Here is an 18,575-nt window from a genome sequence, read left to right on the forward strand (position 1 = left end):
TTTCTAAACATTGTTAACTAGTTCCTATTATAACCAGTAAGATAACACATTCAATTGTTAAACAAACACAATTTGTTAATTACTGAACATAATAATAAAAATTGTTCATTATTAAACATAAAAGTTGGTTGGTCAATCGTCCTCACAAAAAAACTAATCGGAATTTTTTTCCGATTAGTTTTTCTTTTATTGATTCCCTTTTTTAATTCACTCAGATTTATTACTTTAATTCCTTGTCAATTGAGCTTTCTTCAACTTAAGGTCGAAGCGATCTGCGTTCATTACCTTAACCCAGGCCGCAATAAAGTCACGTACAAACTTCTCTTTGTTATCATCTTGAGCATAAACTTCTGCAATTGAGCGAAGAACAGAATTTGAGCCAAACACGAGGTCGACTCTAGTCGCTGTACGCACTATTTTCCCTGTTTTTCGATCACGTCCTACATAGACGTTTTCTTCTACAGGCTTCCACTCTACTCCCATGTCAAGTAAGTTAACAAAGAAGTCGTTCGTGAGTGTTCCTACTCGTTCAGTGAATACACCGTGTTCAGTGCCGCCATGATTTGTACTTAGAACACGCATACCCCCTATCAGTACCGTCATTTCTGGTGCACCTAGGTTTAGAAGTTGTGCCTTGTCTACTAGGAGTTCCTCCGGACTTATAGTATATTGCTTCTTCTGATAGTTGCGGAAACCATCCGCAATAGGCTCTAGCACTGCAAATCCTTCCACATCGGTTTGTTCTTGTGTTGCATCACCCCGTCCAGGAGCAAAAGGAACTGTCACATCAAAGCCAGCTTCTTGCGCTGCCTTTTCTATCGCCGCATTACCACCTAAAACAATCAAATCAGCAATGCTGACCTTCTTTTTCGATTTACTTTGAATGTCTTCTAGGACATTAAGTACTTTGGCAAGCTGTTCCGGCTGATTCACTTCCCAATCCTTCTGTGGAGCAAGACGGATGCGGGCACCATTAGCGCCGCCACGCATATCTGAGCCACGGAAAGTACTAGCGGAAGCCCAAGCAGTGGTTACTAACTCGCTGACGGTAAGTCCTGAGTTTAGAACTTTCCCTTTAAGTTCTTCTACCTCAGCATCTGTTAATTCATAATCAGCTGTTGGTACAGGGTCTTGCCAGATAAGATCTTCTTTCGGAACCTCTGGTCCTAAATATCTTGCTTTAGGACCCATGTCACGGTGAAGAAGCTTGAACCATGCACGAGCAAACACCTCTGCAAATTCTTCTGGATTCTGATGGAAACGACGGGAGATCTTTTCGTATTCGGGATCGTATCGTAATGCCATATCTGCGGTGGTCATCATCGTTGGAACTTTAATGGATGGATCTTCTGCATCCGGTGCAAGATCCTTCTCATCTGGATTCACAGCAAGCCACTGATAAGCACCTGCAGGACTCTTTGTAAGCCACCATTGATATTTAAACAATAGATCAAAGTAACCATTGTCCCACTGTGTTGGATTAGCAGTCCAAGCACCTTCAATACCACTGGTGATTGTGTCGTGACCCTTACCGCTGCCGTGAGTGCTTAACCAACCTAATCCTTGCGCTTCAATTGGAGCAGCCTCTGGTTCTGGACCAACATGAGCAGCATCTCCTGCACCATGTGCCTTACCAAACGTATGACCGCCTGCAATTAATGCTACCGTTTCTTCATCGTTCATTCCCATTCGGGCAAAGGTTTCGCGAATGTCACGAGCACTAGCAACAGGATCAGGGGTACCATTTGGACCTTCTGGGTTTACATAAATAAGACCCATCTGAACAGCAGCTAGTGGATTTTCAAGCTCACGATCACCAGTGTACCGTTTGTCTCCAAGCCATTCGGCTTCTGTCCCCCAGTAGATGTCTTCTTCTGGATGCCAAATGTCTGGGCGTCCTGCTCCAAATCCAAAAGTCTTGCCACCCATTGATTCAATGGCAACATTGCCTGCTAGAACAAGCAAGTCAGCCCATGAGATCTTGTTGCCATACTTTTGCTTAACCGGCCATAATAGTCTACGGGCTTTATCCAGGTTGCCGTTATCTGGCCAGCTGTTCAGTGGAGCAAAACGCTGTGCACCCGTTCCAGCACCACCCCGGCCGTCACCTATCCGATATGTACCTGCAGCATGCCAAGACATACGGATAAAGAATGGACCATAATGTCCATAGTCAGCAGGCCACCAATCTTGACTTTTTGTCATTAGATCACGTAGATCCTGCTTAAGAGCATAGTAGTCTAATTTCTTAAATTCCTCTGCATAATCAAAGTCTTCTCCCATAGGGTTAGATTTTCTGTCATGCTGATGAAGAATGTTTAAGTTTAACTGATTTGGCCACCAGTCTCGGTTTGAGGTACCACTAGATGTGTTACTAGTAGCACCTCCGTGACCAAACGGGCATGCTCCAGTATTAGCATTGTTTTTAGTGTCCATAAAATTTGTCCCCTTTCTATGAAATAAATAATTATTCTTCTAGTGGTGAGAACATAAAACTGGATGTCTATAACTATTCTATTTATATTCTACTAAGCTATTACTTAAACTTGCAAAGATAATCATAATTATCACAAAGTTTTAACATTTAGGAATCTTTAATACTGGTTACACTGCTTATTCAAACTAATATAATGAATTCTGAACCTAATCAATTTTGAAATCCATAAAAAAAAGATGAATTCTGCTTATACAGAAATCATCCCTTAGGTTGCATTTTTATCACAATTTTTTATAAACCCATGGTTTTTATTAGTTCGTCACTTATTTTTTGGTGCTTTATTAAAACTTCCATTTTAGGAATATCGACAACATTCTTTTCAATTGTTAAGCTTAATTCTGGTATTTCTAAAAAATTCTTTATTGTTAGAGCACAAGCACCCATTACACATGCATTTATACCAAGGTCTGAAATGAATAACTCTTTATAATTGCTTATCGAATTACTTAAGTTTGATTTAATTTGACTCGGTGCTTCAGGAAACAGTTTCAATAATTCACTATTTATAACCAGTGTTTCAGGATTAAGGATATTAATAATGTTATTTAGGCCGATTGATATATAACTTATAAACTCGTCTACTTGAATCATAACTACTGGATTTTTTTCATTAACAAGATCTCCAATATCCTGGTATGTCAAATTTGAATTATCTAGTTTATTGGATAATTGTTGAATAAAGCTAACCTCAGAAGCATACAACTCCCAGCAACCCGATTTCCCACAATTACATGGTTGCCCATTAGGTTTGATAATCATGTGACCCATTTCACCTGCATAACCATTATACCCTTTTACCAGTTCTCCTTTGATTAAAAATCCTAATCCTATCCCAGAATACATACAGATACTAATTAAGTTTTCACTTTGATGAAAATAAAATACTTTTTCTGCAAATGAACATAAATTTGCATTATTCTCGACATAAACATCGATATCTACATTTTTCTCTAGGTCCCCTTTTAGGTCCTTGTTATACCATTTATGTTGTGGAACAAAACTAATGGTTCCGTCATTCTTCACAGTTCCATGAATCCCAATGGCAACACCAACAATTCCAAAACGACTATGAGAAAATTTTTCTTGGTATCCTTTAATTTGGTCGATTAAGATATAAAGAGTCTTATCGTAATCTGAATTTACTAACTCTACATTATCTGAAAGGACTTGTCTTCCCAATAAATCAGATATGGTAAATCTAATATTTCGATAATCCAAATCGATTCCTAAAGCATAACCAGCATGGGGACTGAGAGAAAGCATAATCGGCTTTCTTCCCACGTTGTTATACTCTTCATGAGATTCGAAAATTATATCTTCCTCTAATAAATTGGCTACCTGTGAAGAAATTGTTGCTTTCGTTAATTTTGTGATACTAGCTAAATCAGACCTAGAAATTTTCCTATGTTTAATAATTTCACTTAAAATCAAGCTCCTATTTTTCTTCTTAAGATAGGCCGCAACACCAATTTCCATAAGTTTATCCTTCTATTCCAATAAATTATCAATCTTTTAAGCTTACCTTTCCACTCGGTCTCCTGATGGGTGCTATAAAAAAATTATTTTATCTCAATTAGATTTTTCATATTTTTAGCAATCAGCCCAACTGCTCGTTTGGGACTCAAACGATACAGTTTATCCATGAGCTTAGAGTCTTTACCTGCTAATACTCTGTATTGATCTGTTTCCATTCCATTCACAATGATTTCGGCGGCTTCCTTTGGTGTTAATAATTTAGAGATATCTTGTTCGCTTGCATTCGCATTAGTAGAACCTTCTACCCCAGAATTTCTCATAATATCTGTACCCACACCACCTGGAAAAACAACTGTTACTTTTACATTTGTATCTTTAAGTTCCGCCTGCAATCCTTCGGTCATCAGTTTAACCGCAGCCTTGGATGCACCGTATATAGATTGGCCGGGAACAGGAAGAAATCCTCCCATACTAGAAATGTTCGTGATATGTCCTACTGGTCTTTTTAACAGATAAGGCAGGAACGTCTTTGTCATATAAAGCGTCCCGTAAAAATTAATATCCATCACCAATTTGATTTTATCCATGTCTAGGTCATTGACATAGACGAACGGCTGAATAATCCCAGCATTATTAATAATTCCATCTACTGCGCCATGATGGGCGATGACTTGATCGGGAAGTGCCTCAACTGCCTCTCTTTCTGTTAAATTCACGATGTGTGTGGATAATTTATTCCTTTTTTCACCAGCCTGAGTAATTGTTTCTTCAAGTGCATCTCTGTTAATGTCAACAGCAGCAACTCTCGCCCCTTTAGAAAGGAGGTTAAGGACTAATTCACGCCCTATACCGCCGCCAGCTCCAGTAACAATAATCACTTTGTCTAAAACTTTCATTTTAGTACTCTCCCCTATGTTCTACTAGAATATAGCATTCTCTTAAACTTTTAGACCGTTAAGCCCAGCTTTCTTTATATTCCCCAAAAAAGATAGGCTATCCTTTGGATATCTAGTTTGAGTGGATCGGTCAACAGCTATTAAGCCAAAGGTTTGGGCGTATCCTAATTGCCACTCGAAATTATCTAATAATGACCAGTAGGTATATCCAATCACATTAATACCCTCTTCCAGACATTGATACACACCAGCAAGTGCTCGTTCGATAAACTCCACTCTTTCCTCATCATTGTCCGTAGATATACCATTTTCTGTGACAATGATTGGTTTATCCCAATATTTAGCGACAAATCTCAGGACATTCCCCAATGCCTCTGGATAAAATTCATAACCCATTTTTGTTAATCTCGATGTTTCATCTGGTTTCACAGCGCCATCTGGACCATGGATCTTTCGAGAATAATTTTGAACTCCTAAAAAATCATCTTCTTGAAGGAAAGGAAGATAGTTAAGATAGTCTTCGTACTGCTCTTTTTCAACGTACGGCTCTCCACCAGGCAATGCTTGATGATCATAAAGTGAAAACGTGATTCCAACCTTAATTGATGGGTTTAATTCTTTAATTATGTTTCTGGCCTTTTCGTGGCATTTCATAATAATAATTTCACCATTTTCAGTACGAGGAGATAGAAATGACTGCACGTTCCTAGGATCAATTCCAAAAGCCACTCCCAATTCTCGATAGTAGGTCTCCATTTTAGCTTTCATATCGACATTTAGCCCAACCTGAACATCAACACTGTTATCTTTATTCGCTGAATTACTTCCATTAGCTGTCATTCTTTTCATGATCTTTGTAATTTGTTTACCCATATTCGCTTCATTAATAGTACAAATATAAGGTATTAGATTGCCCAATTCCGAAACGACATATCGACTATAATTTCCGAAGTACTCAATCGTCGATTCACTTTCCCATCCACCTTCAGAAATCAACCATTTTGGAGATGAAAAGTGATGTAAAGTCACTATCGGTGTCACATTGTTTTGATGACAGAATTCAAGGACTTGTCTGTAATGGTTAATCTCATTATTATCAAAGTTGCCTTTGGCAGGTTCGATTCGCGCCCATTCTATTGAAAACCGATAGGTGTTTAAACCTGCATCAACTAACAACTGAACATCTTCTTTGTACTTATGGTAATGGTCAACGGCATCTAAGGATGGCTCCTTGTACATCGTGCCAGGGATATGCTCCATAGTCCAAAAATCACTATTAACATTATTACCTTCGACTTGGTGTGCCGCAGTAGCAGCACCAATCATAAAATCGCTAGAAAATTTTTTCATATTATTCAACAAGTCCTTTCCTTTTTGAATTTCGAGAAAAATAGAAAGCCTTTACAAATTAATAGTAACATTGATTAATTATTAGTTATGGTATTTTAGTACTTTTTTTAGTATACTTAATAGAAAAATTGAATAGTACCTACTAGGGAGTTGATACTTGTGAGCGCTTCCTTCGAAACGATTAAAGATAAATGTCATCTCGTTGCGGAAACCTTTGATTTACCCGTGTTCTTCATTAACCCAGATGGGAAAGTTATCTATGAAAGCTTACATAATCATTCGGTAAATCCTTTATATGAAAACCAAAAAGAAAAATTTTTCAACCCATTGAAGTTTAAACCAAATAAAGAATACCGATTTCCAATTATTAGAAAATCTGTATACTCAGAAAAATTGATATTAATTAGTGTCTTCAATAATCAAACCTTCCAAGGTACAGTGATAGCCGGACCTACTTTAGCCTTTCCATTAACTGAAGACATAATTAATGGTATCATCAATGACACACGTGCATTTTTTATTAGAGACAAAGTATTTCAATATTACAGTTCCTTACCTATTATAGGAGCAGAAAAACTGATAAATATAAGTGTATTTATCTATCACTTGTTCAATTATGAACTACTTTCACAAAAATCAGTCATAAGTGAGAACGTGGAAAAATCAGAAATGAACACAAATGAACAGGTGAATCTATCCGTTTCACAAAATTTACAATCAAATGTATTTCATAGCGACCGTCTGTTTGAAAAGAAACTTTTATATTTGATAAAAGAAGGAAGAGTCGAAGACTTAAATGAGCTTTCTAACATAAAAGAAGAAGAAACTGCTAGTATTTTATCAAAGTCAAGTTATCTTCGATCTAATAAAAACCATATCATTACCCTCATCACTTTAGTCTCTAGAGCTGCTGTTGATGGAGGATTACATGAGGAAGTTGCCTTTTCTTTGCATGATAGATTTATACAACAAGTGGAGGAACTTAACCGATTAGATGAAATTAGGAGCTTGGCAGGCGATGTTCTCTACACATTTGCCGAGAAAGTAAAACAAGTAAAAGATGAACGTTATTCCAAAACAATTACCACCTGTAAAGATTATATTTACAAACATATTTACGATGACATTAACCATAACGATATCGCCAATAAGGTTGAACTGAGCCCGAAATATTTGTCCTTTTTGTTTAAAAAGGAGGTGGGTATAACGGTAAGCGAATATATCCAGCAAACAAAAATTGACGAGGTAAAAAAATTACTTGCCTATAGTAAAACTCCCATATCTGAAATTTGTTCGCTCCTAAATTTTAATGATCAAAGTTATTTTACGAAGGTTTTTAAAAAGGTTGTCGGAATAACTCCAAAGCAATATAGGGAAAGACATCATCTAATAGAAAAAAAGTAACCCAACAGCACTGTTAGGTTACTTTTTTCTATTAATACAATTATTATAGAGCATTCTGTTGTCTTCGTTCAGCAAGATCTCTAGCAATTTGCTTCTGTTTTTCCTCTGTTATATCAAACCATACCAAAGATAATGTAAATATTAACACAACCGCTGGAAGTATGCCCATTAGTAATTTTAATCCAAAGATGGTCTCGCTGGTTTGCTCCACTCCAGGCACATACCCAACAAAATGCAATGCTCCAGCTGCGATAGCGCCTGAAATCGCTGTTGCTAAAGTCTGTACAAACCCTTGAATAGAACCCATAAAACCGCTTACATTCATTCCAGTCTTCCATTCCGAATAATCCATTGCAGCTGGCATCATGGAACCCTGCGCTGGCGTAGCTAATCCTAAGAAAAAGGCTGCAATAACATTTAAAGCAAGGAACAATGTAACACCCGTGGATGTATTTGGAATAAACATGACAGAAGCTGTACATACCACATTCACGATGGCAGCAGTAAGAACATTGATTTTAATACCAAATCGTTTCGTTATTGGACCACTTAACATTACACCTATAACTGTTGGCAAAACACTAACTGCCCCATATGTAACCAGTAGCCCTTCATTATTGAAGTAATATTTAAAATAGTGAATCATAATTGCAGCTCGAATACCGTTCGCTAAATTTATTGCCAATATATATACATATAAGACCACAGCGGCTTTATTGCTAAATACTGCCACATTCATTTCCTTAAATGAGAGTCTCACTTTTTCTTTACTATTTTGATCAATATATCTTTCCTTTAAGGAAGTCACTTGGAAGACTGATACTAAAATCCCAATAACTGCAACGATTCCCATCATAAACGAAAATCCTTTGGCGTCACTGCCACCACCTAAAGCCTTATAAAGTGGTTGAAAACCTAATGATGCAAAAAGTGCACCGACCATAATTAGAATATATCCAATCTGCCCCATAGAGATCCTGTCATCTATCCTTTTGGTAATTGCAGGTCCGACTGCCGTATTTGGTGCATATTTAATGGAAATTAAGATACTGTAAACCAAATACGTGATACTGATATAGATTAATTTTCCAGTGGGACTTAGGCCAAAATCCGTAAATGTTAACCACCCGAAAATAGCAGTTGGCACCCCTAATATTAAAAAATAGGGAACGTACTTGCCCCATGGAGTTGTTACTTTATCTACAAAAACGCCAAACACTGGTACCAACATAGCGTCAATAATACGAGCAAACAAAAATAATCCTGCGACATAAGCTGGACTGATTTCCATTATGTCCGTATAGAAGAAGAGCAAGAACGTAGCAATGATTTGATTATGCATGACTCCCATCATGTTACCGATCGTAGCGGCTACCTTCTCGCGGAATGTAAGTTTTCGATCTTCTTCGTGAATGACACTAACAGATTGATTTTGTGTAACTTCTGTTGCCTGCATATTTGTATTCCCCCGCAACTAGTATATAATTTACAAATCTTAAGATGGAGTGCTTTAGCAATAGTGAGGCAGATATTGCAAAACGTTTTAACTAAATAACTCTTAGTAATAAACAAATTACAACTTACTTAAAAATAAAAGATTAATATAGAGTCCAATCTTCCTTAACTTAATCATAAGTTCCAAATATTTCTTAGTATTTTGACCTAATAAAAATCCTCCTTCGTTTTTAAAATGTATTCGTTTTCTAAGTTCATAATAAAATTTCCCTATCTATAATTATGTTAATTTAGTACTATTTTTGGTAAAAAGAGAATGAGATACAAATAAATTCTTTTATTAACTATATTACTAAAATAGTTCCATCAACCTGGTATACCGTAATCGCTACAAAAAAACTCGACATTTGACATGTCGAGTTACCGGTTTTATTAAAAAAGGTGGCATTTTACATTCTAATCTAGTTTAGGAACGGTGCATTATATTTCACAGGGAAAAACCACACCCCACTCCGACCGGAGTCTATCCATGAGCTTCATCGTACTAAGTGTTTCATCAAGCGGCATTATAGAACTTTCCTTCAAACCCGTATCAAGGCAGCGCATTACCTCTTCTACCTCATATTCATATCCATTTATCCTGAAGGGAATGGAAAATTCTTTCACGGTCTGAGAATTATGTAAACTAATCACTTGTGCACCGTGAAAAGGTGGAAATACTTCAATATACCCGTCGGTTCCCGTAACTTTTGCACTCATGGTTCGAAAGCAATCGATTCCAAAGCTCAACTCCGCCTTCTCTCCCGTTTTCCACTCGAAGGTAACTGAATCCACACCATCTACTCCTGTTGAAGCCAGCACACACTTTGATGTAATGGTATCAGGGATTCTTCCTACAATCCAATTTGCAAAGGATATTGGATAAATTCCTAGATCCAGGAGTGCCCCACCTCCAAACTCAGGAAATCTAAGGACTGAATCAGGCTCACACTCGAATGAGAAGTCAGCTTCTATTTTTTTCACATTGCCTATGGTACCTTCATTGATTAATTCTTTTAGCTTGGTTATGTTAGGGTTATATCTCATCCACATTGCTTCCATTAGAAAAACATTTTTTTGATGCGCAATAGTAATTAATTCTTCTGCTTGTTCAGCATTTATTGTCAATGGTTTCTCCAATAACACAGCTTTTTTGTTATGCAGTGCCAATTTTGCGGATTCAAAGTGCTGTGTCTTAAGATTAGCTATATAGACTACATCCACTGCAGAATCCTCTACCAACTCTTCATAGGAACCATAAACTTTTTGAACATTAAATTCCTCTGAGAAAGTTTTTGCCCTATCCATAGAACGTGATGCAACAGCATAAAGCTCAGAGCCCTCAGTCCCCTCGATCGCCTCGGCCAATTTCTTGGCAATTTTACCAGGACCCATGATTCCCCATTTCAAATCATTTTTAAAACCAATCCGTTTGTATTTTTGGACACTTTTTACCTTAATAGTCTCTAGGTCTGTTTCTTCTAGTTTCTCCAGGTCTTCTACACAAGCTTTTAATTGGTCAGGGGTAATTTGGGACTGTGGAAAACCTGACATCACCTTAAGTGAAAATCCTTGAGCTAATGCTAATCTAGGGGTTGTAGTGAAACCTGGAAAATGTTTTTCCAAAACAGCCTTTGCCGCTTCACTTTTTAGTAATTCTCCTAATCTTGTATTCTCCGAAAATGACATATTTCAACCTCCTAGTTTTTATGATTTTTAAACACCCTTAATTACTTCCCCTTCTGTTATCCCTTTTTCATTAAATGTATCTACTCTTACATAGACCGGATGGCCTTTTATTAATGCACCAATTTTCACTGTATTGCTATCAAATACCATATGGCTATGATAAAGTTTATCCTGCGAAAATCCCCAAAGAACGTTATAACCGACAGCGTCAACTATATTCCATTTAACAGAAAGATCAAGGTTGCTAATTAACTCCATTGTTACGCCGGTTGCTTTTCCAGGCAGATTCCCTTCTCCAGTCCCAAACACTCTAAGTCCGGATATACAAGCATTCTGATTGAAAGGAATTTCCTTAATCGTACATTTTATATATCTGGCTTTAACCCCAGTTTCTTTAACAACAAGGTCATGAGATAAATCTGTTTCTGTTTTGGATTTATCTTCAATAACAAAATATTCTTTGCCGTCTTCTGATCCTTCTAATAGCCATCTCGTATAGTGCTTTCTCTCATCTATGTATCTAGTTTGGTGTCCTACTCCTTGCAGAGAAGCACCTTCTGGAAGCGGTACATCAATCTTATCATCAGCAAAATTTATTTGAATGGCATGAACATCGCATACATGTTTAAGATCTACTTCAATCCATTGCCCTGATGTATTAGAAGCGGCTCTCCACCATGTCTGGATGTTTTCATCCGTAGCTCTCGATGGACCTCTTCCTACTTCGAAAGATGATGCCTTTGCAGGTTTTCCGTATGATAGAAGCATCCAGTCGGGATTATCCCACGGATCCATTTTTTGCTGTTTAACCCTTAATGGCCAATCACCAAATCTTTGATTGCAGAATAATTCCCCGTCTTTATCATATCCTGCTGGCCAGATACCCAATCTTCTTTCGAACGGGTGGTTCACGCTAATTCTCATTGTCGAAGCATGCCAATTGTTTCCAAACTTATCCTCCATTGTGGAACCATGTCCTGCACCTGGGATAAAACCACCTGGCTTATAGGAGTAAGGATTATTTTTCGCGAGAGTAAATGGACCTAATGGGTTGTCAGAAATATATACCCCATCAGCGTATACATTATATTCAGTTCCAGGACATGAGTATTGCAAGTAGTACTTCCCATTATGTTTATCCACCCAAGCTCCTTCAATGTAAGGGGCAAATGTGTAATACTTCTGTATTGCGTTCAGCATCTCCTCAGATAAGTCCGGATTATTCTTTTTATAACTATTAATTATCTCCTCTGCTTCTTCAGGTGTTTTTGGAGGAATATGATTTTCTCCGCTTCTCTCAAAACCATGAATTTTTTCATTACTAGATATAAGTTCTATTGGATCACCTTTAGGTCTCATATCCTCAGCACTTAATTCTACACCATATATAGGTGTCTCATTTGAACAACCCCAATAGAAATATATTCTTCCATCATCATCAACAAATAGATTCGGATCCCAAAATGGAAAAGTACCTACTATCTCCTCGAATTCGCCATTTATTGGATCCTTGCTTCTGAAGAATGAACAATTGCTTTCTTTATTTGAGGCTGAAAAGTAAATATATTCACCTATTACCCTTACATCCGGAGCGTAATCATAAATTGGAACACCTGTTAACGGATTAAACTCCCAATCTACAAGATTATCACTAGTAAGAAAGCCACCAGTCATCGAAGGAAAAAGATAGTATCTTCCTTTGAACAAAATCATAGAAGGGTCCGCCGCTTCTCTTGAAATAATTCGTTGATCTCTCATATCAATAAACTGATATCTATATTCCATGTTAATTGGATTACATACATATTTCATAGATATTTCCTCCAAATTTTATCTACTTTTCAAAGATATTCCTAAATAAAATTGACCCAAAATAGGCATATCCGGATGCCCCTATTACTGAAAAAATAATCATTAAATGTACAGATACATAAAAACCGTATAACATTATTATCAACAGTACCGCCATTGCAAAGCTGCTTGGCAGATTCTTTAAAGACATGAGCACAGCATTTTTCAGAGTCCCAGAAACCGTATTACTATATTTAGCCAATAATGGAAAAGTAAATATTATTGTTAAAACATATATCGTTAACCCTATAGAAAAAATTCCAGCCAAAATATAGCCAAATATATTGGCCATATGGAGAAAGTACCAAATATCTCCTAGTAAAATAACACCGCCTATCAAAAGAACAAATTCTATAATTATTCCTTGTTTTAAATTTTGCCTGAAAGCAGTCCAGAAACTTTTAATAATATATCCTTCTTCATTCTTTACCATCTTTAATGTTACATAATATACTGCGGAGGTGGCAGCCCCCATCGTTATGATAGGTGTACTGAAAATAATCCAAAGTATATTTAATAAAAATAAATTGCTTACTTTTGTCGCAAGCCTAAAGAAACGGCCATCGAAAATAGCAGTCATAAATTCACCTCGCATTTAACTTTATATTGAAAAATCTACTGCCTGTTGGGCAGCAGATTTTTCAATTTTATTTCTGTGTTTTTGCCCATTCGTCCAATTGACGCTGCTTTTCATCCATAATTTTTTGTAGGCCTGCATCGTATAATTTTTCATTTACGAGTTTAATATATTCATCAGGATCCAAAGCTCCGCCTTCGAGTAATTTCTGGTACTGATCAGTTATGGCTGTACATGCCGCTATTTCAGTTTTTACTGGCTCTGAATTAAATATAAACCCAAAGGCTTTCGATTTTTTTGTAGACTTTTTCCATTCACCCAGAGCTTGCTTATACTGCTCTATATCTCCTCCAACTCCTACTAATGCTTTTTGCTGGACAGGGAGTTTGTCAGTATTGCCCCAGATATACCAATTCATCACGAAATTGTTAATACTGCTCTTGGATGTGTCAATAGTACCGTCACTATTTTTCACATAGTGTTCCCCTTCAATTCCAAACTTGAGAAGGTTGGCAAGATCTTGATTTTTAAATACAAGATTTAAAAATTCTATTGACTTATCAGGTCTTTCAGCGATGGTAGGCACAGCCCAAAGAAATAGCTGATATGTTTCTGTCTTTTCAACTGGTTGATGTAAAGTGACTGTGAATTTAGGAGTTTTCTCACCTAGCCCAAAGTTAGAAAAATCTGTAAAAACCGGAGCAGCAAATAGCTTGTTAGCATCCATCATCTGTCCTGGGGAACTTTGTTCAGTAGCAAAATCTTTTGAAATGTAGCCTTTCTTATACCATTCCCTGACTTTCTTAACAGCGTTTACATATTCTTTAGTCTCAAGCATATTTACGACTTTTAGATTATCTACCCCACCATTTCTTAACACACCTAAACTGTTCCCTAAGTTATCAAAATTAAGCATGCTTGCAGCTACTCCACTTGGAAAAAATGTTTGCAAATCCGGTTCTTCAGCATGAACCTTTTCAAGAATAGGATCCAAATCATCCATTGTTTTAATTTTAGTTATATCAATATTATATTTTTTTACAATACTATCCAACATATAAAATCCTCTGCCAGGAACAGCAACATCTTTTCCTGGTATAGCATATAATTTACCATCTACTTTGGTAGCATCAAAAATATCTCCATAAGCCGCGGTAATGTCTTTTCCGTGTTTTTCCACCAAATCATCAATAGGCATTATCATGTTACTTCCAGCAAATTGTGTCAAATAATTATAACCTGGAAGAAGCATGATTAAATCTTGCTTTTCACCACTTGATGCAGCCAATGTATAGGTATTTGCCATAGCGGATACGGCTACCGGCTTAAACTCTACCTTTGTATTAATTTCCTTTAACGTAATTTCATTAACCATTTCCTGAACTTTTAAAAGATCACCAGGCGCATCACCATATACCGGATAGGATACATTGAGTATATAAGGTTCCTCATTAGAATTGTTATTTTCTTTAGAAGTAGAACCTGTCTTATTGCTCCCATCTTTACTGCAGCCGACAATCATAACAAATAAACAGCCGATCAACAACAAACTTAAGAATCTTTTCATAATTTCCCTCCTCTTTTATTTTACAAAAATATATATTTATTCTTTTACTGCCCCTTCTGTCATACCTCTGACCAGCCATTTTTGAAGGAATGGGAATGCACAAATTATTGGCACAACACCTACTACTGCCATAGCCATTCTGATAGTGGTTGACGGTAATTCAGCTGAGCTAACACCCGAGTTTGCAGTTCCCAGATTATTATTTTGAAGGAATTTAATATTTTCATTTATATTATTCAAGATAGTTTGTATACTTTGTAGATTGCTATCACGGCTTAGATAATACAAACCATTCGTCCAGTCATTCCAGTATAATAGCGCGAGCGGCAGTGCTATTGTAAGAACAATTGGGCCTGATAGAGGGAGAACAATTTTGAAGAAGGTTTTTACTTCGCTGGCCCCATCAATTTTTGCTGCTTCCACCAGAGTCCCCGGTATGGAAGTTTCAAAATAATTACGGAACATCATGACAAAATACCCATTCATCAATAAGTTAGGTACTATTAATCCGAAAATAGTATTTTTAAGATCAAATATCTGTGTATAAATGATATATTGTGCAGTAAGTCCGCCGTGGAACATCATGGTAAAAGTTACTATAAAAAGCATCATACTTCTACCCGGGAGATTTTTTCGACTCAACGTCCATCCAAGCAATGCTGATATTGATGTTCCAATAAAAGTACCTATACAAGTTACGATCACTGTTACCATGTATCCTTTTCCAATCATCTGCCATTGATCAAATACATATTGATAGGCTACCAAGGAAAATTTTTCAGGAAAAAAACTATAACCATTTCTTACAACCGTATTTTCATCTGTAAAAGACGAAATAAGCAAAAGCAAGAAGGGAATAATAGCTAGTAAAGCCAAGATACTTAATACTATATGTCCGCTTATTTCCCACTTTTTATATCTACCCAGATTCACTTTCACTCACCACCTTAAAATAACCTATTATCTTTACTAAATTTTCTGACAGCATAATTAGCTAATAACAGAAGAATAAATCCTACAAATGATTGGAAAACTCCCGTTGCGGATGCCATCGTTATATCCCCAAGCTTCATCAATGCTCTGAAGGAATAGGTATCGATTGTAGTTGTAACACTATATAATGCACCCGAATTCATCGGAATCTGATAGAAAAGGCCAAAGTCAGAATTAAACATTCTGCCCAACGCCAACATTGTCATTAATATTATTACAGGCTTGAGACATGGCAAGGTTATATGTCTGATTTGCTGCCATTTTGTCGCACCATCTATCTCTGCTGCCTCATAGTACTCACGAGGAATTGCCAATATACGCGCGGTATACATCAACAACGAGTACCCTATACCATGCCAGGTATGTACAAACAGTAATATTAAAGGCCAGTATTTGGGTTCCTGGTACCAAGATACCGCATCAATTCCTAATGGTTTTAAAATGGAATTATTAATAAACCCGGTTTCACTACTGAGAAACGCAAAACCCAAATAACTGACAATGACCATGGAAATTACATACGGTATTAAAGTGACTGATTGATAAAACTTTCTTGCTGTTTTATTAATTATTTCGTTGAATAATAAAGCTATTGTCAATCCAAAAACAGTTCCAAAAATGATGAATAGTAAATTATAAAGCACAGTATTTCTAATCATAATCCAGGCATCACTAGTTGAGAAAAGGAATTTAAAATTCTCAAGTCCCACCCATTCCCCATTGAATACACCTTTTGCATAATCCAGTTCCGTGAAAGCCAATTTCATTCCATACAATGGCATATAATTATTTACAAATAAATAAATCATAGCCGGTAAAGCCAGAAGATACAATGGAATATACTGCTTATAATTTGCTCTTTTCTTTTTTGTTGCTATCTTAGTAAGTTCTAAGTTCTGTCTAGTTTCTACATTATACAATTTTAGGCCTCCTTTACTCATTTAGTTGATTGAATACTCTTTACAATTTTAATTATAACGCTTTCATTTTTATAGAATTATACTTTATCCGACTTGTTTGATTTCCATTTCCGACTTCCGACATTTAATAGTTTATGAAGGTGTTGGATTCCCTTCATCTATTTTTGACAAAAAAAAAACAGATGAATATTACACTCATCTGCTAGATAAACCATTTTTATGCGAATTTTTGAATTGTTGCGGAGACATATTTACGAACTTGGTGAAGATTCTGTTAAAACTAGAATAATTATAATACCCCACCTTTAAAGCAATTTCACCTATAGATTCGTCAGTTTCTAGTAACAGTCTTTTCGCTATATCCATTTTACGATATATTATATATCTGCTGATAGAGACACCTACTTCTTTCTTAAAGATCCTCGTAAGATAATCTGGGTTCAGATGAACATTTTGAGCTATACCCTCCATCGATATTTCTTCAGATATATGATTTTCTATATATTTTTTTGTTTTATCTACAGGATTAGATATCTCCTCATTTTTCTCAACAAAATCCTTTATTATACTTATGGTGTACTCTACCCACCTCAATAAATCTGTTACAGAGGTTAATCCATTTTGGAAAATCTGTTGAGATCTGTTATCTCCAAATAACTCACTTAAAAAGACCCTATTCTTTGCAGCGAAAGAAATCAGAACAAAGTAAAAATCTTGGTAAAAGTTCTGTAAAAACTTCCTATCAATTTTCATTAGGTTAATCTCTGATGTAAGCATTTGCTTAACTTCACTAAGCAAATCTTGAAATTTATTTGTCTGAATAAACTCACTCCATTTTGTAAAAATAGAATTGTTATATTCAATATAATAACGTCTGTACGAACTTAACAGAAATATATCCTGATGATATGCTACATTGTTAAAATCAATCGTTTGCATATTTTCTATCTGATTAGGCATGGCATAAATACTGTCTTTGGTACCTATATAACAGCAGATCGTCATCATCTTATAATATAATTTTACTACTTGAATTAATTCTTCGCAGCTGGCTTTTATTAACTGTGTGTAGTCTTTATTATCTAAGGATTTATTCAAATCGAACATAATTAAAACGGAATTTTCAGTAAACTCTATCACCTCTTTATTGACATCTTCAATTGTGAAGAGCTCATCGGAAATATTTTTTATGGCGAACTCAAATAGTCTTCTTTCATTCCTTGTAATATCTTCAGAAGTTTTTTTGATACTGACTAGCACAGGAATGTAATTCTTTTCTAAACTAATATCAATGTCTCTTGCTTGAATATACCGTAAGAGGCTCTCCTTATCTGGAGAAATATCTCCAATAAAAAAATCTTTCCAAAATTGTTTAAGAACGATGTTTTTATTTTCGAGCCATGCACCACTGTTCTTTCTTAAAATCTTATCATTTTTTACTTTTTCAATGGCGCTTTTGAGTGTTATTACTACCTCCTCATAGTTAAGCGGTTTCAAGAGGTAATCCATACTTCCTAGTTGTATTGCCTTTTGGGCATACTTAAAATCAGCATGACAAGTCATAAAAATACAACCGACCTCTGGCTTGTTTTGTTTTAACCACTGCAATAACTCAAGCCCTGTCCCCCTTGGCATTTCAATATCACTGAACATAATATCTATATTATGTTTGTTTAATTTTTCTATTGCCTCTTTCATGCTTGTGGCTGTATATATAGAAGAAACGGCTAACTTATCCCAATGTATGCCTTTTTGAACTGCCTCAATTGCACTGATTTCATCATCCACTATTAGAATATTCACTATATTTACCCGCTCCTCTCTAAATCTTAGATTGACAACACTATCTCTGAACTTATAA

At 36.1% G+C, this 18,575-nt stretch carries 13 protein-coding genes; 1 reads left to right on the top strand and 12 read right to left on the bottom strand.

All coding sequences use genetic code 11. From position 1 onward, the window contains the following. Positions 1 to 225 precede the first annotated feature (225 nt). The 4 genes from katG to QUG14_RS07575 form a co-directional block, all read right to left on the bottom strand. Positions 226 to 2,436 carry a catalase/peroxidase HPI gene (katG, locus tag QUG14_RS07560; protein ID WP_289339905.1) on the bottom strand — a complete coding sequence of 737 codons (2,211 nt, stop codon included), beginning with the start codon at positions 2,434 to 2,436 and terminating at the stop codon, positions 226 to 228. Positions 2,437 to 2,728: 292 nt separating this feature from the next. Beyond that, positions 2,729 to 3,973 (bottom strand): ROK family transcriptional regulator, encoded by a 1,245-nt coding sequence (locus QUG14_RS07565; protein WP_289339906.1) that lies wholly within the window; start codon positions 3,971 to 3,973, stop codon positions 2,729 to 2,731. Positions 3,974 to 4,056: 83 nt separating this feature from the next. Further along, complete coding sequence (locus QUG14_RS07570) at positions 4,057 to 4,869, bottom strand: SDR family NAD(P)-dependent oxidoreductase (RefSeq protein ID WP_289339907.1); 813 nt, start codon at positions 4,867 to 4,869, stop codon at positions 4,057 to 4,059. 42 nt (positions 4,870 to 4,911) lie between these two features. Continuing rightward, entirely contained in the window at positions 4,912 to 6,219 is a 1,308-nt protein-coding gene (locus tag QUG14_RS07575; RefSeq protein ID WP_289344093.1) for a glycoside hydrolase family 1 protein, read from the bottom strand. A 159-nt stretch (positions 6,220 to 6,378) separates the two neighbouring features. On the opposite strand from QUG14_RS07575, the gene QUG14_RS07580 reads away from it, so the two are divergent. Further along, entirely contained in the window at positions 6,379 to 7,623 is a 1,245-nt protein-coding gene (locus QUG14_RS07580; protein WP_289339908.1) for a helix-turn-helix domain-containing protein, read from the top strand. Positions 7,624 to 7,666: 43 nt separating this feature from the next. Here QUG14_RS07580 and QUG14_RS07585 read toward each other — a convergent pair whose 3' ends face one another. The 8 genes from QUG14_RS07585 to QUG14_RS07620 form a co-directional block, all read right to left on the bottom strand. Further along, positions 7,667 to 9,079, bottom strand: a complete 1,413-nt coding sequence (locus QUG14_RS07585) for an MFS transporter (RefSeq protein ID WP_289339909.1) — start codon at positions 9,077 to 9,079, stop codon at positions 7,667 to 7,669. A gap of 479 nt (positions 9,080 to 9,558) precedes the next feature. Next, positions 9,559 to 10,806 (bottom strand): Gfo/Idh/MocA family protein, encoded by a 1,248-nt coding sequence (locus QUG14_RS07590; protein WP_289339910.1) that lies wholly within the window; start codon positions 10,804 to 10,806, stop codon positions 9,559 to 9,561. A gap of 27 nt (positions 10,807 to 10,833) precedes the next feature. Then, complete coding sequence (locus tag QUG14_RS07595) at positions 10,834 to 12,618, bottom strand: family 43 glycosylhydrolase (protein ID WP_289339911.1); 1,785 nt, start codon at positions 12,616 to 12,618, stop codon at positions 10,834 to 10,836. Between the two features lie 22 nt (positions 12,619 to 12,640). Further along, a complete protein-coding gene (locus QUG14_RS07600; protein WP_289339912.1) occupies positions 12,641 to 13,237 on the bottom strand; it encodes a YesL family protein in 597 nt (198 codons plus the stop codon). Between the two features lie 67 nt (positions 13,238 to 13,304). Then, entirely contained in the window at positions 13,305 to 14,801 is a 1,497-nt protein-coding gene (locus QUG14_RS07605; RefSeq protein ID WP_289339913.1) for an ABC transporter substrate-binding protein, read from the bottom strand. A 36-nt stretch (positions 14,802 to 14,837) separates the two neighbouring features. Then, complete coding sequence (locus QUG14_RS07610) at positions 14,838 to 15,734, bottom strand: carbohydrate ABC transporter permease (RefSeq protein WP_289339914.1); 897 nt, start codon at positions 15,732 to 15,734, stop codon at positions 14,838 to 14,840. A 14-nt stretch (positions 15,735 to 15,748) separates the two neighbouring features. Continuing rightward, positions 15,749 to 16,714, bottom strand: coding sequence for an ABC transporter permease (locus QUG14_RS07615; RefSeq protein WP_289339915.1), 966 nt, complete (start codon positions 16,712 to 16,714; stop codon positions 15,749 to 15,751). A gap of 195 nt (positions 16,715 to 16,909) precedes the next feature. Further along, complete coding sequence (locus tag QUG14_RS07620) at positions 16,910 to 18,517, bottom strand: response regulator transcription factor (protein ID WP_289339916.1); 1,608 nt, start codon at positions 18,515 to 18,517, stop codon at positions 16,910 to 16,912. Positions 18,518 to 18,575 lie beyond the last annotated feature (58 nt).

This window comes from Neobacillus sp. CF12 (assembly GCF_030348765.1).
Lineage (GTDB): Bacteria > Bacillota > Bacilli > Bacillales > Cytobacillaceae > Neobacillus.

Coding starts and splice junctions, on each gene's coding strand:
- katG (WP_289339905.1), bottom strand. CDS start 2,436: ATGGACACTAAAAACAATGCTAATACTGGAGCATGCCCGTTTGGTCAC.
- QUG14_RS07565 (WP_289339906.1), bottom strand. CDS start 3,973: ATGGAAATTGGTGTTGCGGCCTATCTTAAGAAGAAAAATAGGAGCTTG.
- QUG14_RS07570 (WP_289339907.1), bottom strand. CDS start 4,869: ATGAAAGTTTTAGACAAAGTGATTATTGTTACTGGAGCTGGCGGCGGT.
- QUG14_RS07575 (WP_289344093.1), bottom strand. CDS start 6,219: ATGAAAAAATTTTCTAGCGATTTTATGATTGGTGCTGCTACTGCGGCA.
- QUG14_RS07585 (WP_289339909.1), bottom strand. CDS start 9,079: ATGCAGGCAACAGAAGTTACACAAAATCAATCTGTTAGTGTCATTCAC.
- QUG14_RS07590 (WP_289339910.1), bottom strand. CDS start 10,806: ATGTCATTTTCGGAGAATACAAGATTAGGAGAATTACTAAAAAGTGAA.
- QUG14_RS07595 (WP_289339911.1), bottom strand. CDS start 12,618: ATGAAATATGTATGTAATCCAATTAACATGGAATATAGATATCAGTTT.
- QUG14_RS07600 (WP_289339912.1), bottom strand. CDS start 13,237: ATGACTGCTATTTTCGATGGCCGTTTCTTTAGGCTTGCGACAAAAGTA.
- QUG14_RS07605 (WP_289339913.1), bottom strand. CDS start 14,801: ATGAAAAGATTCTTAAGTTTGTTGTTGATCGGCTGTTTATTTGTTATG.